General features: G+C 64.5%; 15 protein-coding genes and 1 pseudogene (1 of these 16 running past the window's edge). 2 read left to right on the top strand and 14 right to left on the bottom strand.

From position 1 onward, the window contains the following. The 8 genes from E1P53_RS07795 to E1P53_RS07825 form a co-directional block, all read right to left on the bottom strand. A protein-coding gene (locus E1P53_RS07795; RefSeq protein WP_342353775.1) for a non-ribosomal peptide synthase/polyketide synthase crosses the window boundary here: on the bottom strand, positions 1-5,795 show its 5' portion. The gene continues 18,010 nt to the left of window position 1, outside the view; 5,795 of the gene's 23,805 nt are visible here — the first part of the coding sequence; it begins with the start codon at positions 5,793-5,795; the stop codon falls past the left edge of the window. Continuing rightward, positions 5,698-6,108 (bottom strand): hypothetical protein, encoded by a 411-nt coding sequence (locus E1P53_RS20415; RefSeq protein WP_165484405.1) that lies wholly within the window; start codon positions 6,106-6,108, stop codon positions 5,698-5,700. The genes E1P53_RS07795 and E1P53_RS20415 overlap by 98 nt, the downstream gene beginning before the upstream one ends. Further along, positions 6,105-14,141, bottom strand: coding sequence for a non-ribosomal peptide synthetase (locus E1P53_RS07800; RefSeq protein ID WP_131733939.1), 8,037 nt, complete (start codon positions 14,139-14,141; stop codon positions 6,105-6,107). The genes E1P53_RS20415 and E1P53_RS07800 overlap by 4 nt, the downstream gene beginning before the upstream one ends. A 414-nt stretch (positions 14,142-14,555) precedes the next feature. Further along, positions 14,556-15,449 carry an ABC transporter permease gene (locus E1P53_RS07805; RefSeq protein WP_131733940.1) on the bottom strand — a complete coding sequence of 298 codons (894 nt, stop codon included), beginning with the start codon at positions 15,447-15,449 and terminating at the stop codon, positions 14,556-14,558. Further along, positions 15,446-16,255, bottom strand: a complete 810-nt coding sequence (locus E1P53_RS07810) for an ABC transporter permease (protein ID WP_131733941.1) — start codon at positions 16,253-16,255, stop codon at positions 15,446-15,448. The genes E1P53_RS07805 and E1P53_RS07810 overlap by 4 nt, the downstream gene beginning before the upstream one ends. A gap of 3 nt (positions 16,256-16,258) precedes the next feature. Continuing rightward, positions 16,259-17,722: an efflux ABC transporter ATPase subunit, DrrA-related gene (locus E1P53_RS20710; protein ID WP_407066430.1), complete on the bottom strand. Its 1,464-nt coding sequence runs from the start codon at positions 17,720-17,722 to the stop codon at positions 16,259-16,261. 583 nt (positions 17,723-18,305) lie between these two features. After that, positions 18,306-19,187, bottom strand: coding sequence for a glycosyltransferase (locus E1P53_RS07820; protein ID WP_131733942.1), 882 nt, complete (start codon positions 19,185-19,187; stop codon positions 18,306-18,308). A 324-nt stretch (positions 19,188-19,511) separates the two neighbouring features. After that, on the bottom strand, positions 19,512-20,264 hold the full coding sequence (locus E1P53_RS07825; RefSeq protein ID WP_131733943.1) for a class I SAM-dependent methyltransferase: 753 nt from the start codon (positions 20,262-20,264) through the stop codon (positions 19,512-19,514). 170 nt (positions 20,265-20,434) lie between these two features. On the opposite strand from E1P53_RS07825, the gene E1P53_RS07830 reads away from it, so the two are divergent. Next, positions 20,435-20,920, top strand: coding sequence for a phosphoribosyltransferase (locus tag E1P53_RS07830; RefSeq protein WP_131733944.1), 486 nt, complete (start codon positions 20,435-20,437; stop codon positions 20,918-20,920). Here the strand turns inward: E1P53_RS07830 and E1P53_RS07835 are convergent. Beyond that, positions 20,910-21,461, bottom strand: coding sequence for a hypothetical protein (locus tag E1P53_RS07835; RefSeq protein WP_131733945.1), 552 nt, complete (start codon positions 21,459-21,461; stop codon positions 20,910-20,912). The two genes, E1P53_RS07830 and E1P53_RS07835, sit on opposite strands and share 11 nt — an antisense overlap. 149 nt (positions 21,462-21,610) lie before the next feature. On the opposite strand from E1P53_RS07835, the gene E1P53_RS07840 reads away from it, so the two are divergent. Beyond that, positions 21,611-23,005, top strand: a complete 1,395-nt coding sequence (locus tag E1P53_RS07840; protein ID WP_131733946.1) for an IS1380 family transposase — start codon at positions 21,611-21,613, stop codon at positions 23,003-23,005. 2 nt (positions 23,006-23,007) lie between these two features. On the opposite strand, the gene E1P53_RS07845 is transcribed toward E1P53_RS07840, so the two are convergent. From E1P53_RS07845 to E1P53_RS07860, 5 genes and pseudogenes are all read right to left on the bottom strand, one after another. Next, positions 23,008-23,655 carry a DUF8320 family protein gene (locus E1P53_RS07845; RefSeq protein ID WP_131733947.1) on the bottom strand — a complete coding sequence of 216 codons (648 nt, stop codon included), beginning with the start codon at positions 23,653-23,655 and terminating at the stop codon, positions 23,008-23,010. Further along, positions 23,640-24,953, bottom strand: a complete 1,314-nt coding sequence (locus E1P53_RS07850) for a sensor histidine kinase (RefSeq protein WP_131733948.1) — start codon at positions 24,951-24,953, stop codon at positions 23,640-23,642. The genes E1P53_RS07845 and E1P53_RS07850 overlap by 16 nt, the downstream gene beginning before the upstream one ends. Then, complete coding sequence (locus tag E1P53_RS07855; protein ID WP_244941138.1) at positions 24,943-25,479, bottom strand: hypothetical protein; 537 nt, start codon at positions 25,477-25,479, stop codon at positions 24,943-24,945. The genes E1P53_RS07850 and E1P53_RS07855 overlap by 11 nt, the downstream gene beginning before the upstream one ends. Before the next feature lie 85 nt (positions 25,480-25,564). Then, positions 25,565-25,672, bottom strand: a pseudogene (locus E1P53_RS21195) (DUF8320 family protein); the annotation flags it as partial. Continuing rightward, a complete protein-coding gene (locus E1P53_RS07860) occupies positions 25,669-25,947 on the bottom strand; it encodes a DUF8320 family protein (protein WP_131733949.1) in 279 nt (92 codons plus the stop codon). The gene E1P53_RS07860 and the pseudogene E1P53_RS21195, both read right to left, overlap by 4 nt. Between the last annotated feature and the right edge of the window lie 88 nt (positions 25,948-26,035).

Raw genomic sequence — 26,035 nt, forward strand, 5'->3', positions numbered from 1 at the left:
ACCATGAAACGCGTGGCGCCCCGATCTGCCGCGACCTCGTCGACGCGGCGGCCGATGTCTGCGGGGATCTCGAAGGTGAACAGTTCGCCACGGTGGCTGGCGACGAGGGGCCGTGGCCTGTCGGTCGGGAGATCGAGCACGTCCGAAAGGCCGGCGAGCCGCTGACGCCAGTACGTGAGTTGGTTGCCGAGAACCGATTCAGTGTCCTCCGGTGCACCGAGCACCTCGCGCTGCCACAACGCATAATCGGCGAACTGGACCTCGAGAGGTGCGAACCCTGGCGCCTCACCACGACTCCGCGAGTCGTAGGCGGTGAAGAGATCGGCCGCCAACGGTCCGAACGACTGTCCGTCGAATGCGATGTGGTGAGCCACCAGGGCAAGGGTCGCCGTATCTGAAGAGTTGAACAGCACTCGTGCTCGGATCGGCAACTCGTGGGAGACGTCGAATCCGCGCCGGAGGTCGGAGGCGAATCCGTCCGCAGAGGTCACAACTCGCCAGTCGAGGTGCTCGTCGACCTCCGCTGGGAGCAGAACGTGTTGATACGGCAGTCCGTCCGCGGCTGGGAAGGTGGTGCGAAGGATCTCGTGCCGCGTGATCACATCGACCAGCGCCGTGCGCAACAGATCTACGTCGATGTTCCCGGACAGTTCGAACAGGGCCGGGATGTTGTAGGTCGGCAGATCCGGCTCCATCTGGTTGATGAACCACATCCGCTGCTGCGAGTAGGACAACGGCACACGCTCGGGCCGGGGCGTGACAGGCCGGACGGGCGGGAGGGCCGGAGCCTGTCCCGAAACCGCGTTCACAAGCTCACGCACCGACGGCGCGTCGAAGACATCGCGAACACTCACCTGCACACCGAGCGCATCGGAGATCCGTGCGGCCAGACGCAGCGCCGACAGCGAGTTCCCGCCGAGATCGAAGAACGACTCGGTCACCGATACCTGCTCGAGGTCGAGGAGGGTCGCGAACACCGAGGCAACCCGTTCCTCGGCGTCGGAGCTCGGCGCCTCGTAGCCGGCCGACTCGATCACCGGAGCCGGCAACGCCTTGCGATCGACCTTGCCGGCCGTGTTCAGCGGCATGGACTCCAGCGGCACCCACACCGAGGGATGCATGTAAGTGGGCAGAGCGGCGCCCACGGACTCCCGAACCGTGTCCAGATCGACCTCGGAAGGCGCGAAGTAGCCGACCAGGTGCTGGCCTCCGGCCGCCTCGGTCACCGTGACCGCGGCGTGGACTACGCCCGGTGCCTGCGCGATCGCGGCCTCGATCTCACCCAACTCAATCCGCTGTCCACGCAACTTCACCTGGAAATCAGTACGACCCAGATACTCCAACTCACCAGACGCATTACGCCGCACCAGATCACCCGTGCGATACATCCGCGAGCCCGGCGCACCGAACGGATCCGCCAAGAACCGATCAGCGGTCAGATCAGGACGCGCAGCATATCCACGCGCCAGCTGCACCCCACCGACATACAGCTCGCCGGGCACACCATAGGGCACCTGGTTCAATCGCCCGTCCAAGACATAGGCGGTCGAATTCCACACCGGAACACCGATCGGGACCGTATCCCCCACCTCGTCCAGGCGCTGGTAGGAGGTGATCTCCACCGCCGCCTCGGTCGGCCCATACAGGTTGTACAGCATCGCACCCGGCACAACGGCCCGAGTCTCGGCCGCCACCGCCGGCGGCAACGCCTCACCCGTGGTGGAGATGATCCGCACCCGATCCAGCCGCGCCAACCGCTCCGGACCCGCCAACTCCAAGAACACCGACAGCATCGACGGCACGAAATGCACCATCGTCGCGCCCTTGTCCGCGATCAAATCAGCAAGATACGGAGGATCCAGATGCCCCTCCGGATCCGCGATCAGAAGCCTCGAACCCTGCATCAACGGAGCAAACAACTCCGCAACCGAGCAGTCGAAGGTATACGGGGTCTTCAACACCACCATGTCGTCCGGACCGATCGGCAACTCATCCAGACCCCACCGCAGCCGGTTCACCACCGCCTCATGCGGCAACGTCACACCCTTCGGCCGGCCCGTCGACCCCGAAGTGAAAATCGTGTACGCAGCATGCTGCGGCAACAACCGACCACGACGCTCCGCATCGGTCACCGCAGACACACCCGCCTCAACCGGCACCGACGCATCCACCGCGATCACCTCGACCGCATCACCAAGCCCCACAACCGACGCCGGAACCGCCAACCCGGCATGCACCAACACCACCGACGCACCCGACGTCTCCACCATGTACCGAGCACGATCAACAGGCGCCCCGGTATCAATCGGCACATACTGGCCACCAGCAGCAACCACCGCATGAACCGCGACCAACAACTCCACCGAACGCGGAATACACACCGCCACAGCAACATCCGGACCAACACCAGCAGCAATCAACTGACGCGCCAAAGTCCACACCCGCGAACCGAACTCCCCATAAGAGACAGAACGATCCCCGAACACCAAAGCCTCACGCCCCGGATACGCCACCACACTCGCAGCCACCGCAGACGCCAAATCCTCCGACGGCAAAGCAACCGCCGCACCCCGCTCCTCGGCAGCGAGCGCCTCTGCTTCCTCAGCGGAAAGCAGCGGCACATCACCCACCGCCCGTTGAGGACTCTCCGTGAGCTGGTCGAGCAGTCGGACGAACCGTCGCCCAATCTGCTCCGCCGATGCCGGGTCGAACAGATCTGTGGCGAACGTGACCATTCCAGACCATCCACCCTCATCGAGCGTGTTCAACCCGATAGTGAGGTCGTACTGGGCTGGAATGATTGGCGGATCGATCTCGGTGACTTGCAGCCCACTTATCGCCATCTCCAGCTTGTGGGCCGATCGCGCAGGATCGAACGACAGCATCACCTGCGCGAGAGGCGCAAACGCCTCACTTCGCACCGGTGCCAGGGTTTCGACGAGTGTTTCGAAGGGGACGTCCCCGTTGTCGAAGGCGTCCAAGTCGGCCGCGCGGACCTCTTCGAGGAGGTCGAGGAAGGTTGCTGCGCGGTCGATTCCGGTGCGGAGGACCAGCGTATTGACGAACATGCCGACCAGCGGCTCGACCACGGCATGAGTGCGGCCGGCGATCGGCGTAGCGATCGCGACATCGTCGGTCGCCGCCATACGGGACAGCAGCACGGCGAGCGCCGCGTGCGCCACCATGAACGGCGTTGCGCCGCTGATCCTCGCGATCTCCTCGACCCGGTCGACGGTCTCAGCGGGCACGTCGAAGGTGATCCGCGCGCCGCGACCGGAGGCTACCTGGGGGCGCTCACGGTCGGTGGGCAGGTCGATGACGCTGGGGAGGTCCGCTAGGGTTTCACGCCAGTATGCGAGCTGGCGCCCCAGAAGTGATGTCGGGTCGTCGGCCTGGCCAAAGGTTTGGTGCTGCCATAGCGCAAAGTCGGCAAACTGGACCTCAAGTGGCGTAAATGCAGGGGCACTACCCATCGCGCGTGCGGTGTATGCGGTCAGCAGATCGGCGACCAGCGGTCGCATCGACTCGCCATCAGCCGCAATGTGATGGACGACCACGCCCAGCACGGTCTCACCAGGTGCCTGGCGCAGCAGCGCAACTCGAAGAGGAGTCTGTACAGCGACATCGAAGCCTGCGCTCACTGCCGACTCGAACGCCTCTGGCGAGTCGGTGACCAACCAGTCGAGTCGATCCACAGCATCCTCGACCGCGAGCACCTCCTGGCGCGGTCGCCCGTCTGTCGCCGGGAACACCGTCCGCAGGAGTTCCTGACGGGTGATCAGGTCCACGACCGCATCATGGAGGGCATCGATGTCAAGCTCCCCCGAGATCTTCAGCAGGACCGGGATGTTGTAGGACGGGCTGTCCGGATCGAACCGGTTGATGAACCACATTCGCTGCTGGGCGAATGACAACGGGACTTCGACCGGACGCGGGTCCGCCGCCGTGATCGGGGCCAAGCCCGGCTGAGCGTCTTTCACACGCGCCGCGAGTCCACGGACAGTGGGCGCATCGAACAGGTCACGCATGTTGAGGTCCACGCCGAGCACCTCGCATGCGCGCCCGACGATCTGCGCAGCGATCAGTGAATTACCACCGACGTCGAAAATGGATTCGGTAACGCTGATGTCGTCGAGCCCCAGCACCTCTGTGAACAGGTCCACCAAGACACGCTCGGTGTCATCGGCGGGCGGCTCGTACGCCGCGCGAGCCTCGATCACAGGCTCGGGCAATGCCTTTCGATCGAGCTTTCCGTTCACGTTCAGCGGCAACTGATCGAGGACCATGATGATGTCCGGGACCATGTAGTCGGGGACTTTCGATGCCGCAGCAGTCCTGACCTCGGAGGTGTCGAGGGCACCGCCGTCGGCAGCCGCACCCACGACGTACCCGACGAGCTGTGCGGGATGGTCGTCGCGTTCGTGGATCGAGGCCGCAGCTGCGTTCACACCCGGGTGGGCGAGCAGCGCCGCCTCCACCTCGCCGAGTTCGATTCGGAAGCCACGGAGTTTGACCTGATTGTCGCTGCGTCCCAAGAACTCGAGCGAGCCGTTGCGGACGATGGCGACGTCACCGGTCTGATACATCCGCGTCCCCTCGGGACCGTACGGATCGGCGACGAATCGCGTTGCATTGAGTGCAAATCGTCCCGCGTAGCCTCGGGCGAGTTGATCGCCTGCGATGTAGAGGTCTCCCGGAACACCCTCTGGCACTTTCCGGAGACGGCTGTCCAACACGTAGGTGTGAGAACCGTCTAGAGGCATGCCGACGTCGCTCGCCAGAGTGGATGCCACGAACTCGGGTGTGAGAATCCGTCGGGTCATGTAGACCGTGGCCTCGGTGGGCCCGTACATGTTGTTCAGCTGCGGACCGTCGTTGCCGTCCAAGGCCCGCCGATCGGTGTGCCAGCGACGCACCTGCTCGAAGTCCAGCGCCTCACCGACCATGATGATGCAGCGGATGCTCGGCGACAAGACGCCGTTCGCCGGAGGACGTACCGCCCCGGCAAGCTGGTAAAACGCGGACGGGGTCAGGTTCACCACGGTGACCTGTTCGCGTGCGAGAACGTCGACGAAGTCTCCCGGCGACCGTGTTGTGATGTAGTCCAACACCACGAGTCGTCCACCGAACGACAGCGCAACCCAGATCTCCCCGACCGAGACGTCGAACGCGTACGACTGGAACATCGTCCAGACATCGCTCTCGGTGAAGTCGTACTCCCGGGCCATCGCCGACAGGAGGGTCACGACATCGGCGTGTGTGACCACAACGCCCTTCGGCTTTCCCGTGGACCCGGATGTGTACATCACGTACGCCGGATGCTGCGGATTTATGCATTGCGGGAGCCATGCTGATTCGTCGTCAGCGCCCGAGCCCTGGCCGTTGGCAGCCATGTCCTCGACCGTGGACAGGCGGGACCCGAGATCCGACCACTCCTCGATGAGCGCCTCATCGGTGAGGATGAGCACCGGTCGCGCGTCTTCGACGATCATGGCGAGACGTTCGAGAGGGTGCGAACGGTCCAGAGGCAAGTAGGCAGCGCCGGACTTGACGACGCCCAGCAGTGCCACGATCAACTCGGCATTTCGCGGCAGGGCCACGCCCACCAGACGCTCTGGACCTGCACCCACTGCCTGCAGGCCACGAGCGATCGCATCGGAACGGGCATCGAGCTCCGCATATGTCAGTGACGCACCCTCAAGGTCCGTGAGCGCGATTCGATCCGCGAATCGATGGACCCGACGACCGGAACAGGCCGGCCAGTGATCCGAAGTCCTGGCTTCCAGCGACACCACATGCCGCAGCCCTGATGCTCTCGATCGCAGCGTTTGTCGCCGAGGCGATCTCCGTTGGCGCGAGTCCTTCCAACGACAACTGGCCTGTCACCGCGGCACCAACTGCTGCTTCGGCGTCGAGCCCCTGGGCTGCCAGCACACCGGCGGTCATCGAGACCGCCGCATTCAGAGCTTCGAAGGTCACGGAGCCCGCCTTGCCCTCAAACGCAACCGCCTGGGGGGCCGCCGACGCGGCGTAGGCGATCAAGTTCAGGGTGGACGGTCGAGCGCCCCAAACGAGAGTGATGTCAGCGGCGTCAGAGTCGACGGTCACGTCGCGGTGTTTCCTTCTCCAGCAGTGGACAGATCAAGAGTTGATGCAGCATTCGACCGAAGTGCGCGCAATGCCACATCGAGTGCGGTCGGCCCCCCAGCCGCCAACCCCGGTACCGCACTCATCAACGCCATTGTGAGGGTTCCGTCGGCGTCCGACCCGGGCAGGGCCGCCGCCATCGCCTTCACGAGTACCGACAACTGTCCGAACTGGACGGTCGTACCTTCGTGGACCAGGGCCGTCGCCGTCGGATCGACATCGGCGGCCGCGGCGACCAGATCCACGAGACGCAGTTCCTGCGAACTCGTCGCCGTAGCTTCGTCGGCTTGCTCGTCGGTGGTGAAGATATTGATGTCACCGACGACGATCTCCGGATTGGACACGATCTCGGCCAGAATACGCAGGTAGCGCTCGGCAAATGCCTCCACCGTCGATCTGTCGAACAGGTCCGTGGCGTAGATGAACTGGGCCTTCATATCGGTCCGGTTCACCCCGTTGTCGAGGCCGACGGCCGGCGGATACAGCGTGAGCTGCAGGTCCACCTTCGCCGGAACGACCCGCTCCGGCACCGGCGAGACCACGACGTCATCGAGTTCGAGTGTCGGGAACTCGATGTTCTGGAACCAGAACATCACCTGGAACAACGGATTGTGCGACCGCGTCGGCGCACCGACGACTTTGGCCACGATTGTGTCGAAGGCGACATCGGTGTTCGCCATGTCCGCGAGGTCTTCACGGCGCACCCGGGCCAGCAGGTCGGTGAACCTCTCGCCCTGGTCGACCTGGGTACGCAGCGCGAGACTGTTGACGAACATGCCGACGACCTCGTCGAGCGCCTGCTCGCCCCTACCGGCGTAGGGCGTGCCGATGACCAGGTCGTTCCGGCCGCTCAGTCGCGACAGCAACACGGCGAACGCGGCGTGGGTGACCATGAACAGTGTGGTGTTGTTCGCGCGTGCCACCGCTTCCAACGATCGGACGAGTTCGTCGGAGATCTCGAACTCGACTTGGTCACCGACGTACGACGGGGTCTTCGGGCGCGGACGATCGGTCGGCAGGTCGATCGTCTCCGGGACACCCGCGAGTCGATCGACCCAGTAACCGAGTTGGCGTTCGGCCTCCGTGACGCCGTCCTCCCCCGCTGAGGCAAGGCGCTCGGCCTGCCACAGCGAGAAGTCGGCGTATTGGACCGGCAGCGGCGCCCACGACGGCGACCGGCCGTCACGCCGAGATGCGTACGCCGTCATCAGATCCCGCGCCAGCGGGGCCATCGACGCCCCGTCTGCGCTGATGTGGTGCGCGACAAACACCAGGATGTGCTCGTCCTCGTCGACCCGGAGCAGTGCGAGCCGCACCGGCGGAGCCGTGGTGATGTCGAATCCACGGCTTGTGACCGCGGCGATCGCATCGTGCACGCTGCCGTGCACCGGGGTGGCCTCCAGCCCCAGTCCGACAATCTCGTCTGGCGGGCTGATGACCTGCATGGGTTCGCCGTTGATCATCGGGTAGCTCGTGCGCAGCGACTCATGGCGGCGGAGCAGATCGCCGACCGCAGCCCGCAGTGCGTCCACGTCCAGTCGACCTCGCAGTTCGAGCGCGAGAGCGACGTTGTATGCCGGCGATTCCGGGTCGGCGCGTGCGATCAGCCACATGCCGCGCTGCACGGCCGATACCGGGACCATTTCGGCGCGCTGCCGGGCAACCAGCGGCACCGACGAATGCCCCGAGAGACTATTGGTGATGTACTCGGCCAAGCGGGCGACGTCATCCGCCTCGAAGATCGCCTTGACGGGGACCTGCCGCTCCAGTGCAGCAGAAAGCCGAGCCGCCACCTTGGTCGCCGACAGCGAGTTGCCGCCCAGTTCGAAGAATCCGTCGTGCACGCTGACGCGTTCGATCCCGAGAACCTGGGCGAAGACCTCGGCGACGATGGCCTCGAGTTGCGTGCGTGGAGGTACGAAGTCCTTGGTGGCACTGAAGTCGACGGGCGGGAGCTTCGAGCGATCGATCTTCCCGACGCCGGTCAGCTCGAACGAATCGACCACGACGACGGTGTGCGGGACCATATAGCGAGGCAGCAATGCCGCCACATGCTCGGTGACCGCTTCGGGCATCGGCGACTTCCCCTCGGCCGGGGTCACGTACGCCACCAGGACATCCTCCCCCGCCGGCCCCTTGACCCCGAGACTCACCGCATTGGCGACGTCAGGGTGCGACATCAGGGCGTTGTCGACCTCGCCGAGCTCGATGCGGAGTCCGCGGACCTTCAGCTGGAAGTCGTCACGGCCGTGATAGACCAGCCTTCCATCGGGACGACGGACGACGCGGTCGCCGGAGCGGTACATGCGATCGCCGGACCCGAACGGGTTGGCCACGAAGCGCTCTGCGGTCAGTCCCGGGCGGCCGAGATAGCCGATCGCCAGTTGTTCCCCGGTGAGGTACAGTTCGCCCACCACGCCCGGCGGCGTCGGCCGGAGCCCGCGGTCGAGCACGAGCGCCCCGACCCCTGGCACAGCCGAGCCGATGGTGATGTCGTCCGAGACGTGGAAGGGCCCATCAGCGGTGGCCCAGATCGTCGTCTCGGTCGGGCCGTAAAGATTGAAGAACCGCTTCCCGGCAGACACCCAGCGACGCATGAGTTCTGGCGGGCACGCTTCGCCGACGCTGAGCACGGTGGTCAGCGAAGGCACCGCAGCCGTTTCGAGAGTGGCCAGCGCAGAAGGTGTCATGACGACATGCGTCACGCCGGTCTCGGTGATCAGGCGCTCGAGCGACTCCCCAGCGTAGGTGTCCGGGTCGGCTACGATGAGGTGACCTGCAGAACCGAACGCCATTGTCAGCTCGAAAACCGATGCGTCAAAACTCGGGGACGCGACGTGGAGCACTCGGGAGTCGTCTCCGATGCCCAAGAGCTCTCGCTGGTTGGCCATCATGTTCGCCAGCCCGCGATGGCTGATGGCAGCAGCCTTCGGAGTACCGGTGGATCCCGAGGTGTAGATCAGGTACGCCATGTCGTCGACGCGCGAAGGACGTACCAGTTCGCCTGCGGCGATCGGAGCCGGCGAATGACCCGCGAGCCGCAACTCGGTCTCGCTGTCATCGACCGCGATCCATTCCGTGTCGCCGACGATGTCCTCGGCGCCGGAGCCCACCGTCGTCAGTCCGACCCGCGCACCGCTATCGGCGACCATGGCCGACCGCCGCTCGGCGGGATGCCCCGGGTCGACCGTGACGAACGCGGCCCCGGTGCGGATTACGGCGATCGTACTCAGAACCGAAGCGGCCGACCGACGCATGCTGATCGCGACCACGTCACCCGGTCCCACGCCTCGCGACATCAGCTCGCGGCCAAGCTGATTCGCGCGCGCGTCGAACACTTCCGGCGTGATCTGCTCGCCGGCGTGCACACGCGGCGCCACGATCCCGGAGGAACCATGGACGAGTAACTCGGAGAAGAGGACAGGGCGGCGGCCCGACGGTGCGGCAATCAGCCGACGCACCTCGTCACCGGGCAGGATGTCGAACCTGCCGAGCGCCGAACTCGGCGATGCCGCCATCTGGTCAAGGAGACGAATCAGCATGTCCGCCCACGACTCCACAGTGGACCGATCGAAAAGGTCGGTGGCGTAGGAGAATTCGAGTGCGAGGCGCTCTCGTCCGAAGCCTGCGGATTCGGTGGCGCTCACCGCGAGGTCGTACTTCGCGGACGGAACACGGATGTCGAGGACCTCCAGCTCGCCCTGTTGGGCCAACAGCGCCGACGCGTCGCGGTGCAGCGTGAAGCCCACCTGAAAGAGCGGGCTGTGCGAGCGCGACCGGCTCGGCGACACCTCGTCGACGACCATCTCGAAGGGGACCTGCGAGTGCTCGAGAGCGCCGGTACGGGTTCGGTGTGCTCGTTCCAGCAGGTCGGCGACGGTGTCTTCGGGGCCGAGCTTCGTCCTGAGGACGACGGTGTTCACGAACATCCCCACGAGGTCCGCCAATTCGGGTTCGTCACGCCCCGCCACCGCGGTGCCGATCGAGACGTCGTCGGTGTCGCCGAGGCGCGCGAGCAATGCGGCAAGGGCGGCGTGAAGCACCGTGAAGGTGGTGACACCGTATCGTCCCGCCAGCGATCGGATGCGCGCGACCTGATCGGGGGTCAGTTCGACATCCACGTAGCCGCCGCGGCCCGTGGGGATCTGCGGACGGGGTCGGTCGGTGGGCAGCACGAGCAGGTCCGGCTGTCCGGTTAGTTGCCCGCTCCAGTAGTCGAGTTCACGCCGAAGCCTCGAGGTCTCGTCGTCCGGCGACCCCAGGACCTCGCGCTGCCACACGGCGAAGTCCGCGTATTGGATCGGTAGCGGCTCCCACGCAGGCTCGACGCCGTCGGCCCTGGCTCCGTACGCGGTCAACAGGTCGACGATCAGCGGTTGCAGGGATGCACCGTCACCGACGATGTGGTGCAGGACCACCATCAGGACGTTGTCGTCCGTGTTCGTCTGGAACAGGGCAGCTCGGAACGGTGCCTGCGCGACCAGGTCGAATCCGGCGGCGGCCTGGGCCGTCAACGCGTCCTTCAACTCCGTTTCCGTGGTGTTGACCACGTTCAGCGTCACAAAGGGGTCGATGTCGTCGACGTCGAGGATCTCCTGGATCGGCTCCCCGTCGATCGACGGGAACCGGGTCCGAAGCGGCTCGTGCCGTACGACCACATCGCGTACCGCTGCTCTGAGCGCGTCGATGTCGAGTGCGCCACGCATGCGCACGGCACCGGGCATGTTGTAGGTGCCCGCCGACGGGTCCATCCTGTTGATGAACCACAGCCGTGCTTGCGCATAGGAGACCGGGATGACGTCCGGCCTACGGACGCGCCGCAGATGGGGTCGCGGCTCCAATTCGGCGGCCTCCGAGATGATCGAGGCGAGGTGACCCACATCGGTGCTGTTGAAGATGTCGCTGAGCGTGACCGCCCGTGAGTACTCCTTCCGAAGCCTCGACGACAGACGCGCAGCGGTCAGGCTGTCGGCGCCCAGGGCAAAGATATTGTCCCTCATGCCGACCTGCTCGACACCGAGAACATGGCCGATAGTCCCGGCGAGCTGCACCTCGACAGGGGTTCGCGGGGGAATGTACTCCCTTTCCTCGGAGTCAGAGGTCGCCGGTGCGGGCAACGCCTTCCGGTCGAGCTTGCCCGAGGCGTTCACCGGGAAGGCCTCGAGGACAACAATGGCGGACGGAACCATGTGACCGGGCAGGTGGTTCCGTGCCGCCCGCATCTGCCGATCGATGACCACTTGCGTGGGTGTTGCCGTGTCACGGGCCTTCACGTAGGCGACCACCGCAGCGCCGCCTGCGTCGGTACGGACAGTGGCAACCGCTGCGGAGACCGAGCCCTCCGCCAGGAGGACGGATTCGATCTCCCCCAACTCGACCCGCTGCCCACGGATCTTGACCTGGAAGTCGACGCGCCCGAGGTACTCCAACGCGCCGCTCGCGGTCCACCGCACGAGGTCGCCCGTGCGATACATACGAGTGCCGTTACCGAACGGATCGGCGACAAACCTCTCTGAGGTCAGGCCTCCACGGTCGAGGTACCCGTCAGCAATCTGAGTGCCCGCCAGGAACAGCTCGCCGACGACTCCCACAGGCACGCGGCGTAGCCGAGCATCGAGCACGTACATGTCCGTGTTCGGGACCGGCCGCCCGATCGGCACACGAGCCTCGCCTCCGGCAACCCGGTACTCGGTGACATCCACGGCCGCCTCGGTGGGTCCGTAGAGATTGACCAAATCGGCGTCGGAGCGCTCGACCACATCGGTCGCGAGGGTCGACGGGAGCGCCTCCCCGGAAGTGAAGACACGACGTACGGTCGACGGAATCACCGGTTCGTCGGCCTCGGCCGCTTCCACGAACACGTCGAGCATCGACGGGACGAAGTGCAGGGTGGTCACGCTCTGCTTCACGATCACATCACGCAGGTACCCAGGGTCGCGGTGCCCGCCGGCCCGAGCCACCACGAGGCGAGCACCGACCTGCAGCGGCCAGAACAACTCCCACACCGATACGTCGAACGTGATCGGGGTCTTGTAGAGGACGGCGTCTGACGAGTCGATCCGATAGTGCTCCTGCATCCAGGCCAGTCGGTTGACGACTGCGAGATGCGAGACCTGGACGCCTTTGGGCACCCCGGTCGAGCCCGAGGTGAAGATCACGTAGGCGGCAGAACGCGGATCGACCCTATCGGTCGCCACCGGCGGCGAGGGCATTGCGTCGGCGGCCGCGGATGCGTGGTCGAGAAGATGTCGATCGATGATGATGGTTGGACATGCGGTGTCGAGGATCAGGCGTCGACGGTCCTCCGGCTGGTCGGGGTCGACCGGCACGTAGGCACCACCGGCCATGAGAACTGCGTAGACAGCGACGACCTGCTCGATGCTGCGATCCAGGACCACGGCCACCTTGTCGCCGTGCCGGAGGCCTGATGCGAGCAGAAACGACGACAGACGACGGACACGCTCGCCGAACTCGCGGTATGTGAGCTCGCGCTGGTCATCCGCGATTGCCACGCGGTTCGGGAACTCGGCAACACGGGCCGAGAACAGATCGAGAAGGGTGTGGTCGCCCACCCGACCTCTCTCCCACTCCTTTCGAGGACCGCGTTCGAACCGGGTGAGTTCGGATTCCTCACCGGGCAGTAGCAACGGGATGGCGTCGACCGGTGTGTCGATGTCGACGAAGAGTCGTTCTACGAATGTCAGGAAACGACGATGGTGGGTGTCGAGCTCTGCCTGTGAGTACAGATGCGGGTTACCGTGCAGGTCCACCATCAGCGGCGCATCCGGACTCCGCTGGTAAAGGTTGATGAGCAGATCCTCGAGAATTCCCGACGAGAGGATCCGGTAGTCCATCGACGTACCGTCGATCGTGACCTTGTCGTCGAAGAACACCATGTTGATCGTCGGACCGAACGACACCGAATTGGCGTCGAGACCGGCGTCGCGCCGAATGTCCTCCGATCGGTACCGCTGGTGCCGCAGTGCCCCGGTGAGCTCCAGCTGGGCCGCCGCGACCAGCTCACGGCCAGTCGCCCCAGAGACGTCGCGAAGGCGAATCGGCAGGACATTGGACACCATGCCGCCGGAGATCTTGATCTTGGCGGTCGTGCGACCAGTGACCGGAAGGGTCATGACGATGTCGTCGGAGCCGGTCATCCTCGACAGAAAAGCGCCGAACGCAGCCGACATCAGGACCGCGAGGGAGCTGCGGAGCTCACCGGCGAGTGCTTCGAGACGTTTCTGCTGGGCCAGAGGCAGTACACCGCCGGCGACCACGTTGTCGAATGACAGTGGCGCGGTCCCCGCGTGCCGGGACAGCGTGACCCGCTCGGGGAGGTCCGCAACCCGCGACAGCCAGTACTGGCGATCGGTCTCACGGCGCCGGCTCTTCTGGTAGGCGTCCTCGAATGCGACGATCTCCGCCATTCCCGCCGGGGCCTTGTCGCTCGGCTCCTCACCGCAACGGAGAGCGTTGTAGCGGTCCACCGTGCGCCGCATGATGGCCAGTGCCGCATAGCCGTCGATGATGATGTGGTGTGCGCGGTTGTACCAGAAGGTGCGGTCGTCGGCCACCCGCAGGAGCGAGATGACGATCAACTGGTCCTCGATCAGATCGACCGGCTTCCGGTACTCGGCCTGCATCCAGGCCATCGCCGCGCCAACCGGATCGGGCTCACCGCGGAAGTCCAGGATGTCGACATGCTGATCGAAATCGAGGTCGACGAACTGCATGGGCACCCCGTCGACCTCGGTGAGCCGCACGAACGCGAACTCCATACTCTTTCCGACGTCGACGCAGCAGCGTTCCAACAGGTCGATGTCGAGTCCATCGGGCTCGTGACGGATGTCGACGTATTGCGCGATATTCACCGAGTAGTCGGGGGAGAGAGTCTCGGCGAACCACATACCCCGCTGCGCCGCGGTCAGAGGTAAGACCTCTGTGCTTCCTTGTCCGACAACGTACGCGCTGTCGCAGTTATCGGCGCTCGCCACGGACGCTGACTCTCCTCACTGCTCGAATACTCGGGTCCACCGATTGAACATCATGCGGCCGACTTGTTTTATCGCTCGATCATACGATCTGGGTTGTTTGTCTCAATCGCATCGAGCCTTGACCTTGAAGTCCCCAAACTACTCGCCCACCCGGGCGTCGCTCCACTTCGGTATATCGACCTGGCTGACCTCTCACGTTACGTCCGGCCTGATCCTCAGGCACGCCGAAAACCGGAGACTGTCGGCCTCTACTGCGATGCCTGTTTCACCATCGTACGATTGCGGACCCCTCCGCGCCTCGACCCGACACCTGCGACGATCACATGCCGCGAGCTCACTGGCGTCTCAGGGTGCCAGGTCAGACAGTCCCACCCTATTGAACAGGCGGCTGACGAACTCCGGTCAGGCTTGGTGTCAGCGAGCCGTCGCAGCCAACCTGTACCCACGCAGCGCTGGATAAACTGAGAGCGCAAGTAGCGCAACGGTCCAGACAGCCACCTTAATCAGGTTCTCCGTCAGCGGCCCGCCGGCCGCCAGCGCCCGCATCAAATCGATCGCTGGTGTCATCGGTTGATTCGCGACGATCGGCTGCAACCATTCGGGATATGCACTGAGCGGGGAAAAACCCGAATTGAAGAACATCAACAAACTCGACAGCATACCCAGGTATGGCACGATTGGAGCTCCAGGGGACGCATTGACTGCGAGCGCGAGGGTCATTATTCCGAAGGCCGCACCATATGCGAGCGCCACCACAACCAGGCCGATCGCTGGACCGAGACCTTGCGTGAAGCGGAATCCGATCAGGTGTCCCACAGCGAGCAACAGAAGGGTCGTGGTGAGTATCCGCACCAAGTCCGAGGCGAGCCTAGACGTGAGGTCGGCGGCACGGTTGATAGGCAGTACATATAGTCGCCCCAGAAGTCCAGTCCGGCGTTCGTTGTTCAACCGGGTTGCAGACGCGATCGACCCGAACATCGCGCCGACCAAGATCACTAGTGGAACAGTGCCATAAGCACTGTCCTGTCCGGTCGCCTTCCCGATTGCATCCCCGAGAACCACTTTGAACATGATCATGCTCAGAGCAGGCACTAGCAGGGACTGCGCGAGCGTCGGGACATCCCGGACGAATACCCGGATCTGCCTTCCGAGGAGCGCAAGGCTTTGGACCCACCAAGCCTTCAGCGAGGTCTCCATGGGCGATCGGATAGCTTCGCTGGTCGCTACGAATGCTCGCGGACCAATTGCAGGGGCGGAGGACGAACCGGTGCTACCGCGTCCGCCGGAGCCCGCCGATGACGTGCTCATGCGCGAACCTTCCGGTTCCCGAATCGCATCAGAAGTATGGCGGCCACGAACATGCCGACGCACCACCACAATGTCGGAGTCAGTATCTCCACGGTCAGATCACCCGAATCGGAAGCACGCATCACATTCACGAACTGAGAGATCGGCTGGTTCCGGACGAAAGGCTGAATCCACTCCGGAAACTGGGCGACTGGCACGAAACCGGAGGACGTCATTCCCAGGATTAGGCTCGGGAGCATCAATGCTTGGCTAGTCGCCTGGGGGCTACCCGCGACCAAGCCGATGCCGTCCGCAAGCAGCGCGATCAGGAGACCCACGATAATAGCCACGGCGTAAAGGCTCAGTGTCCCGACTGCCCCTCCCATAGGACGCCAGCCAATGACCAAGCAGGCGATGGTGGCGCAGAACACCGAAACCACCAGCAGAAATGCATTTGTAGTCAGCCGCGCGAACATCGGAACGATTGGTGGCATCGGCAGAGCACGGAACCTAGTGTTGATCCCCGCTGTGTCATCCCACGAAGCGCGCATTGCGGCAGAGGAGGCCGCGAAACCGACAGATTGAAGCACGATGATGGGCATGAGGAACTGCGCATAGTCCACTCCGTAGACATCCATCACACTACTCAGCGGTAGATAGAAGCAGACTGCAAGTAGCACGGGAGACAAGAAGGCAAACACAAACTCGCCGTTTCGGAACACAGTGGCTACGCCACGGCCACTGAGCGTCCACCATTGCTGAACCGGCCTGCTACGGGGTTGCACGGGCGCCCGCAACTCCGTCGCGACCGCCACTGGCGCAGACATTCGTTACCTCCCGTTCTGGGTGGGATCGGTGAGAGCCAGGAACACCTCGTCGAGTGACGGACGCCGCATAGCGACGTCAGACAACTTGATCCCGGCGTCGCTGGTGCGGCGGATGACTTCCACCAGGGTTTCCGTCCCACGCGGAGCGGGTACGGCGATCACGTGGTCGTCGGTGCGCACCGACCCGCCCGGAATCAGGTCGGACAGGATACCAAGGAGCTGATCCAGGTCACCGATATCGGCTGGAGTCACTTCGCAATACGCGGCGCCAGTCGCCTCCTTAAGTTCGTCTGCGGTGCCCTGCGCGATCACCCGCCCCTGGTCGATCACAACTATGTCATCGGACAGGACATCCGCTTCTTCCAAATACTGAGTCGTGAGCAGAATGGTGACCCCCTCGTCGCGAAGACGTCCCACCAATGCCCAGACCTCCAGACGGCTGCGTGGATCAAGCCCAGTGGTTGGCTCATCAAGGAACACGACCTTCGGCGATGTCACCAACCCGCAGGCGATATCGATACGCCGGCGCATTCCGCCCGAGTACTGCCTTACCCGCTTTCTCGCCGCATCGGTCAGCGAGAAGATCTCCAACAGCTCATCGGCCCGCTTCTTCGCCGCTGGCTTCGACAAGCCAAGCAGCCGCCCAAACAGGATCAAGTTCTCGCGACCGGTCAAGGATTCATCGAGTGCAGCGAACTGTCCCGTGAGCATGATGGACCGGCGTACTGCCGCCGCGTCGTGGACGACGTCGTGCCCGTCGACGGTGGCGTAGCCGCCATCCGGTTTGAGCAGCGTGCACAGCATGTTCACGGTGGTCGTCTTGCCTGCGCCGTTCGGACCCAAGAGTGCCACAATCTTGCCCGCAGGCACCGAGAAACTTACGTCTGCCACCGCGACAGTGCCCTTGAACCGCTTGTGAAGGCTCTGAGCCCGAATGGCTGGGGAAGCCTCGCTGCCCGATATCACTGCACCTTCGCCAAGCCTGGGATCTGGCTCCGATACCACTGCACGCCTCCCAGCCACCGTGTGTGCCAGAACATGTCCGCCGTTAGACGACTCACCGAGGACTCGTGTTCCACCACTGGGACCCCAAGCAGCGCGACCGACAGAACCTCCTCGATCAATCTGAGTACTACACGGAGAAGAGACCGGTGCGGCATTGTCACGGCCGGCGCATTGGCTGTCCGGCGATCGCCTGGTAGGCGTCTCGGCCACGCACCTCTGCGTCGCCGACTCCTCATGGTCATGTGGTAGTGCTCTAGCCGGACCTAGGGTGACCTTCGAATGCTGGTCCTGCGCCTCACTCCCCGCGTTACTTCCTCCGACGTCTGCCAACACTGACGGGCCATCGTGCTCCGCGGGTAGTCCAGCAACGGTCGTTGCCGTTTTGCGTTGCTGGTTCTCCAACCGCCATCGCCTCAGTTTGGCCGCGACCTCGTCAGAGTCCGCATCCCAGTCCACGGACACGTTCCCAGGGTTGACCATTGCGTCTTCACCTGTCCGGCGATGCCGAGGATGGCGAATGGCGTCCGGGGGCTGCTGACCACTAGCCACGGGCACTCTTCTTTCGATCGGTATTTCACACGGCGACTTCGAGCATTACTCGAAGCACACCCCAGCGTAGACATCAAGGAGCCCAGCGATCACGCGACCACTGGCTGAACGTCCCACAGCGCCGCAGGCTCCGTCTGATTATCGTTCCAGTTGCCGGTTCCATTAGCTTGTGCGACGAGGCACCGAAGCGCATCTACACCTTACATAGATCCTGGAATCAGCCATCTTGACGACCTCGCATAATGCGTCTCGGGGCCGAAACCTCCTTGGACCAGGCAAGCACTGCAGCGCAGGCGCCGGTTACAGGGCACTCGACCTGTGCGTCCGCAGCGCTCACGAGGCTGCGATTCTCCAGCCCCTTTTGCAGGACTTCCGACTAGGCACTGCGAGGCCAACCCGCCACGTGAGAATCTACCGCCAGGCAACTACGTGGGTAGTCCCTTCGCGAAACCCCGCACGGGTCGACAAAGAGCTCACGTACTGCCCACTCGGGTCCTCAGGCAGACCGAGAGTCGCTGATGAGGGGATGCTCCCTGTCCAGCCGGATGAACAGGCGGTGCGGCCGCCACGTGCTCGTCTCCGGGTCCCACGGGCGGTAGGTCAGCCACCAAATGGTGTATAAGACGAAGCGAAAAGGTAGATCCAGCAGGCTCAGCAAGAGGAGCTTGCGATCGCCACGAAGTCTGGCAAGTCTGTATCCACCCAATAGGTATTGCCGATTTTCCCACGGCGAGTGCCTCAACTGACGGGGTGACTGCTCGATCGCGACGTCTGGGCTGAACCAGATCCTGTGCCCCGTCTCCAGCAAGCGCAAGCTCACGTCGGCGTCTTCGAAGATCGCGTTGTCATCGATCAGATCGTCCCGAATATCACGCCATGCATTGACGGACATCACCATATTCGGGCCGATCAACTTCAGTCCCTCGCCTCCTTTCTCAAACAGCTTGGATCGGCTTTCGAGCTTTCGCAGTGGATCGAAGGGAGGACTCTCACCGAACTGCCCTGGTCCTGTCAGCGCCTGGTACTCACTCCCGCGCGGTCCGGCAAAATGCGCTTCAATCGCTTCGGCCCACCTCGGAGATACCACCGAGTCTGCATCGGTGCGTGCCAAAACATCGCCCGTAGCCGCATCGAATCCAGCTCGACGCGCATGATAGATCCCCGGCACTGATTCTGATACTAGCCGTATAGATGGATTCCGAGCCGCGTAGCTACTTACGACTGCAGCGGTCGAGTCCGTGGAAGCGTTGTCCACGATGATAATCTCATCGAACGGTCTCGTCTGATTAAGCAGGGATTCGATGCACCGCCCGACCGCGCTCTCCTCATTGTAGGCCGGCACCACGGCGGATAGCTTCATATGTCCTCCAAAACACATTCACTCGGCCCTATTTGAAACCAAGGGTCCGCAGGCTCGCTGCCACGCGACGCACCCACCCGTCAACGCTTCGCGACATTCCGTGACATTTCGGCGGAGCAGGCCAGCGGTGCCGCGCAGACGTCGTCGCGAAATCGGATGACCGAGATGCAGGATACCGTCGCACTTCCACGGAACCGCAACCAGCGTACGACACGCTCCCAATAGCTCGCTTTTGTCAACCAGATGCGCTAGGCGGGAGTCGACGAGACTTCCCACCCAAACTCGTCAGTTCTCGACGAAGACTGCCGATCGCTGCATCCCCAAGCTGCCCGATCGTGAACCTCAGGACTTACGCCTCTTCTCGAGTTCGACGATCGCCCTTACCACTGCGTTCGGCTTCTTCCACACGCGATAGACTGTCCGTCCGGCAATCGACTCCTTCTCATACCCAAGCCCCGTCGCAGGAAGCCACGTCGCCAGTGCATCCACCCAGGGTTGCGGTTCGCCCCACGTGGCGTACAACTTGGCCTCTGACACCGCAACTGGATTTAGTCCATCCCGAATCGATTCCCACACGGCAGCAGATACCCCGACTGCATGAAAAGTCCGGTAGTCGTCGAAGACAACCACACCTTGCGGTGCACTCAACTTGCGCGATGATCGAATATCTTCGATGACGTGGTCATAGAGATGAGAAGCATCGATATGAACGAATCGATGCGTTCCGGACGACGCGTAGTTCAGGATCGCGGAACTTGGGGCTTGAACCACTACCGGAAGCTCCCCGTGCACCCTCAGGTAATTCTCTTCGAATTGTTCTCTGGTCAACGACCGGTATTGGTTATCGTTTTCCGCCGCGTTCGCATCCGTCTCAGCCGGCGAACCGAAAAGATCCAGAACAGTGAAAGTCTCACCTGCTTCAACGAAGTCACCTATGAGTACAGCGCTTTTCCCGAGGTAAACACCGAGTTCAGCGAGGTCTCCTGGGCCTACTTGCCGTTTCGATTCCTCTAAAGCAAATCGGAAAAGCGCCCAATCTGTCTGAGCGAACCACCCCGGAATAGTCTTGATCTGACGGTCAGTCACGTTGGGCACAAAGCAGGACTCTACTCGGCCAGCGCGATCCTTGCACCGCTTCGCAGGTAGCTCACCCGGACGATATCCTAGGTCCTGCCGTCGCCGGTAGACAGCAGCCGTGTCCCGTACAACTTGGCGTTACCCCTCCTGTCCAGCACCTATCCGAAAACGACATAGCAGGCGACCCGATGACCACCCCCGACCGCGAGATCCTCACCTGGGAGCTCAACGGCGCGGCCTGTCGCGAACTCGCGCAGCAGGTCGCCGACGACGGCTACGTTCCGGACATCATCCTCGGCATCGCCCGCGGCGGTCTCATCCCGGCCGGCGCGATCGCCTACGCCCTCGACTGCAAGTTGATGATCTCGTTGATCGTCGAGTTCTACACGGGCATCGGAGAGACACTGTCCGAGCCCGTCCTGCTGCCGTCGCTGCTGGAGGCGAGCGGGCTGACCGGCCAGCGGGTACTGGTCGTCGACGACGTCGCCGACACGGGCAAGACGCTCAAGCTGGTCATCGAGTACTGCGAGCAGCAGGGCCGGGTCGCAGAGGTCCGCAGCGCCGTCCTGTACAAGAAGCCGCACACGATCACGGTGCCCGACTACAACTGGCGCACCACGGACAAGTGGATCGACTTCCCGTGGTCGGCACAGGGGCCGGTCGTCACCCGCTGACCCCGGACCCTCCGCTGGTCTCTCCCGCCTCGGGGTCGACGCCGCCCGCGTGGTCGAAGTCGAGGCGTTCGGTGATCCCGTCACGCTCCACCACGACTGTTGCCAGCTCTGTTCTTCCCGGCGGCATGATCCGGGCCGTGATCCGGTCGCAGCCGCGGTCGAGCTCGTCGATCACTGCCTGCGTGATCCGTTCATGTCGGACAATTCGCTCACCGACGGGGAGGTCGTCGAGACCGCCGTCGTCGAGCAGGACTATTTCGGTGCCGTTGCCGCGGGCGTCCCACACCGCCTTGCGGAGTTCGGGACGGTCCCATCCGGGCGCGCGTATGCCGTCGCGGAGCTGAGCCTCCAGGAGTCTCGCGCGCCGCACGTCGCCGTCGGTGACGACATCTCCTGCGGCGACACGCTCGAGCATCGGGCGCGCGCGGCTCTCGAAATCGGCGAAGTGGCGACGTCGCTCGTCGGCGGCGGCCTTCGTCGCCGCTTTCTCCGCCTCGGCCCTGAGGACCTCGGCCCTCAACTCGACGATCCGAGACAACATCGGCCGGAGCATGCCGAGCGACAACAGCGTGAGGATTAGCCTCGCGCTTTCACGCTGAATTCGTGTCGTGAATAAAGAATGGTGCCCTGAACTGGGATGATTGAACTTGCGAAGGTATCAATCGGACCAGATCGAGGAGCACCATTCAGGTGAGCAAGTCTACGTCGCCGTACCCCACGCTGTCTGCAGATGGCACCGGAACCGGGGTCGTGTCGCACGCCGGCGCCGCGGTGTTACTCCGGGCTGCGGAGAAAACGGGTCTGACCAGCCGATTATCCGAGGCGTTGGCGCCGTGGCGCAAACCTTTGGCGACTCATGATCCGGGCAAGATCATCTCGGACCTGGCCGTGGCGGTCGCGATCGGTGGCGACTGTTTGGCCGACATCAACCAGTTACGCGCCGACCCGGCGGTGTTCGGTCAGGTCGCCTCTGATCCGACGGTGTCGCGCCTGATCTCGACGTTGGCCGATGATGCGCCGGCGGCGCTGTCGGCGATTGCGACCGCGCGTGCTGCCGCGCGGGCAGCGTGCTGGTCAGCAGCCGGTGCCACTGCTCCCGACCATGACGCCGACGTCGCTGACCCGGTGATCGTCGACCTCGACGCCACTTTGGTGACCGCGCACTCGGAGAAACAGGATGCGGCACCAACCTACAAGCGGGGGTTCGGTTTTCACCCGCTGTGTGCGTTCGTCGATCACGGCAGCGACGGCACCGGCGAACCCCTAGCGATCGAGTTGCGCCCGGGTAATGCTGGTGCCAATACCGCTGCCGATCACATCGCGGTCACCGCCGCCGCACTCGAGCAGCTACCGCACGTGGCGGGCTATCGGGTTGGCAAGTCGGTGCTGGTGCGCACCGACTCGGCCGGCGGCACCCACGAGTTCGTCGACTACCTCACCCGACGACGCCTGGCGTACTCGGTCGGGTTCGGGCTCACCGAAGCGACCGCAACCGCGATCGACCGGATCAGTCCCGAGGCCTGGACCCCGGCCTACGACGCCGAGGGCATCGAGCGCGACGGGGCGTGGGTGGCCGAGTTGACCGGGCTGATCGACCTATCGGGCTGGCCCGAAGGCATGCGAGTGATCGTGCGCAAGGAGCGCCCGCATCCAGGTGCGCAGCTACGCTTCACCGATCGTGATGGGTTGCGGGTGACCGCGTTCGCCACCAACACCGTTCGTGGCCAACTCGCCGATCTGGAACTGCGTCACCGGCGACGCGCACGCTGCGAGGACCGGGTCCGCACGGCGAAAGACTGTGGCCTGACCAATCTTCCGTTGCACGGATTCGATCAGAACCGCATCTGGTGTGCCATCGTGATGCTCGCTTGCGAGCTGATCGCCTGGACCCAGCTGCTGGCCTTCGCTGATCATCCCGCTCGCCGGTGGGAACCCAAACGACTGCGCCACCGCGTGTTCTCGATCGCCGCCAAGATCAGCCGCCACGCCCGCCGAACCCGGTTGAAGCTTGCCGCCCACGCACCACATGTTGGACTGCTGCTCGACGGGATCTCAAGACTCGCAGCACTTCCCGCACCTGCCTGACATCAAGCCAACCTGACCTCTGATCCAGAAAGGACGTTCCACCTCGGGGCCGTGAACCCCGACGCCCACCGACGCGTCGGGCACCTCTCACGGCCTACGCCCGGAGATCCGGTCCTCAGACCACCCACCCGGGCCACCCAACAGACGACCGCCACCTCACGAAAGATCGAGGTTAGGACCGGGTAGGCCGGAAGCGTGGTGTTCAGACCGGCGCTGACCCCGTCGCCGCGGCTCACCGACCACACCACGCACACCGCGCTCATCGTGAGAGCCCCGCACCATGCAACGACCGGATGTCCGCGAACCATGAGGAGTGTGAAGGCCACGACGCCTCCGACCGTCGCCGGGCCGCTCTGGAGCACCCCGTATCCGTCTGTCGGCAGGGACCACCAGGCCAGGGCGACTGCGGCGACGACACACGCGGTGAGGAGCCAGGCACACCACAGGCCGCACGGCGCGGCCTGCAGCCTCAGCGCGATGAGCACGAGCACCACGAATGCGCTGAGTAGCCCCGCCCAGCGCAGCGGCGAGGTGATGTGGGTGCAGGTGCCGATCGTCACGACCACGTACACCGCCGCGAAGCCGACGAGGGCACGCCTCACATAGGCCGACCCGAAGTCGAAGAGGTCGCCGTTCATCGCCTTGTCCACGACAACCTCACCATCGTCCCGCGACCGATCTCGCTACGAAGCTCTACGCCCCCGCCTGCAAGGGCATTCATGCGTCCGCGGATTCCCTCCTCGATCCCGTACCGGCGCCCGTCGACAGCGGCGGGGTCGAAGCCGGCTCCGTCATCGATGACCGCGATCCACAAATCCGACCGAGCTAGTTCCCCGACGACGGCACGGTCCACGTCGGGTCCGGCGTGGCGGACGCTGTTGCGAAGTGCCTCCGACATGGCGTCGACGACGGCATCGGCAACCTCGGGAGGGTATGCGACCCCGTCGGGCTCCGGCACACCGGCGGCCGGCTCTGTTTCTGCGGCCAGTTCGACGCCGAGGTCGACTGCTTCGTCGATTCGTGTGGCCGCATAGCGCAGTCGCCCCCGCAGTTCGACGGCCGAGACAGGGCGGACGCTCCCGACCTCGCCCCGTTGCCATGCGTCCATCTCGGCGAGGGCATCGCGCGCGTTGTCGACCAACCGTCGCTCGGGCGAACCGGCCCGCATCGCGAGCAGGCACGAGATGACCCGGTCGTGGATCAGCGCGTCGTAGCGTGCCCGTTCGGCCTCTCGTGCCGTCTCCGATGCACTCGACACCACGGCGGCGATGGCCTCCTCACGCGTGCGGTCCAGCGTCTGAGCAGTCGTGGCCATGGCCATCGCGATCGCCACGAACAACCCGGTGAGGCCGATGGTGAGAAGTGCACTGAGCAGCATCGACACCGCGGGCTCGCCGTAGAGGCCGAGGTGGTTGGCGGTGCGGACCAGCACGGTCGCGACGATGAGGTGAGTCCATGCCAACCGGAAGCGGAGCGCCACCACCAACGCGAGCGCGGGGACGCCCGGGAACTGCACCAACCACACCGGCCACCGGAGGGAACCCTCGCTGCTCTCGCCGTTCCACGCGACGAACCACAGGGCCGTGGCCAGGAGGTAACCCGCGGACGACGCCAGTGCCGCCGGAAGCACCCAGCGCGTGTCGCGCCGGAAACCGAGAACGAACAGCGCGCCGGACGGCACCACCACCAACGCGATGCTCACCGGCAACCACCAGCCGGCCGTCAACGAGGCGTTCTGGGCCAGGGCCGGCATCGACACCAGGCAGTAGACGAGCAACGCGGCTCCGGTGAACCGGGATCCGAGCCGCTGGACCCGAGCAACGTCCGACCTGTATTCGGCGACGTCCGGAGCAGGCCTGCGTGCATCGACGTCTGCCTCCGCGGTGTGGGCGCTCCCCGCGGCGATTCGCTCGACGCCATCGTCGACGCGGGCGTATCTACTGCGCATTTGCATCCGCCACCTCGTGGACCGCGAGATCCGACGCATCGAAATCCACGCGTTCCACCCGACTGGTACCAACCACACTGACCGATGCAAGCACAGCACGGCCCGGTGGTTCGATGCGGACGGTGACCCGGCGGTCCGCGGTTTCGTCGAGCACCCGCGCAACGGCATCGGCCAGTCGCCTACGGGCCGCCTCCGTGTCCTCACCATCGGCGGCCAGACCCCCGTCGTCGAGCAGCAGGACGGTGACCCCGCGGCGGCGCGCCTGCCACGCCGCATCGCGGACGCGGGGATGGTCGAGACCCGGTGCCCGGATCCCGTCGCGGAGCTGTGCCTCGATCAGTCGGGCGACCGCCACTTCGTCGTCGGTGAACTCCTCCCGCTCTGCGATCCTGGTCAGGATCGGGCGGGCGCGTTCGTCCAGCGCGGCCAGTCGGCGTTCGCGGACCTCCGTCGCGGCGGCAGTCGCGGCATCGAGTGCCGCCTGACGTTCGTTTGCCTCGCGCAGCGCATAGAGCTGGCCTGCCATGGGACTCAACATGAGCGAGAAGAGGCGATCCCATGATCATGATGGCGTACCCGGGCAGGGTCACCGCCAGACCCCAGAAGGCACCCTGGCCGGCGACGTGACCCCATACCGTGGCGACCAGCGAGATGGCCGCACTCCCCGCCCACGCTGCCAACGGTCGTCCGCGGACGGCCGTGAACGCCAGGATGATCACCGATGCGCGATCGACGGCCCGGTCTGCATGACGTGGGTCAGCGGCGACGGGAGCGAGAACAACGAGACCGCGACGCCCGCGATCGCGAGCGTCGCCACGACCAGCGTCGTCCGCATCGGCATCGGGTCACCGGGTGCACCGAGAATGAGCCCCGCGGCGACCATGAAGAACCCGACCCCGATGAGCGCACCGACCCACGTCCAGAAATCGGTCGTCCCGGCGTTCGCACAGGACATGACCACCAGGTAGCCGCAGAAGAACAGTGCCATGGTCACCCACAACGGGCGAGACCCGATCCCGAAGACGTTGGGAACGGCCTCCCGGCCGTCTACGCGGTCAGGACACCGGCCGCCGGGCATCTCG

It is taken from the genome of Gordonia paraffinivorans (genome assembly GCF_900683595.1).
GTDB lineage: Bacteria > Actinomycetota > Actinomycetes > Mycobacteriales > Mycobacteriaceae > Gordonia > Gordonia paraffinivorans.

What these genes read in the sequence shown, in the direction of transcription:
- E1P53_RS07805 (WP_131733940.1), bottom strand. Translation starts at nt 15,449, where the DNA reads ATGAGCACGTCATCGGCGGGCTCCGGCGGACGCGGTAGCACCGGTTCG.
- E1P53_RS07810 (WP_131733941.1), bottom strand. Translation starts at nt 16,255, where the DNA reads ATGTCTGCGCCAGTGGCGGTCGCGACGGAGTTGCGGGCGCCCGTGCAA.
- E1P53_RS07820 (WP_131733942.1), bottom strand. Translation starts at nt 19,187, where the DNA reads ATGTGTTTTGGAGGACATATGAAGCTATCCGCCGTGGTGCCGGCCTAC.
- E1P53_RS07830 (WP_131733944.1), top strand. Translation starts at nt 20,435, where the DNA reads ATGACCACCCCCGACCGCGAGATCCTCACCTGGGAGCTCAACGGCGCG.
- E1P53_RS07835 (WP_131733945.1), bottom strand. Translation starts at nt 21,461, where the DNA reads ATGTTGTCTCGGATCGTCGAGTTGAGGGCCGAGGTCCTCAGGGCCGAG.
- E1P53_RS07850 (WP_131733948.1), bottom strand. Translation starts at nt 24,953, where the DNA reads ATGCGCAGTAGATACGCCCGCGTCGACGATGGCGTCGAGCGAATCGCC.
- E1P53_RS07855 (WP_244941138.1), bottom strand. Translation starts at nt 25,479, where the DNA reads ATGGCAGGCCAGCTCTATGCGCTGCGCGAGGCAAACGAACGTCAGGCG.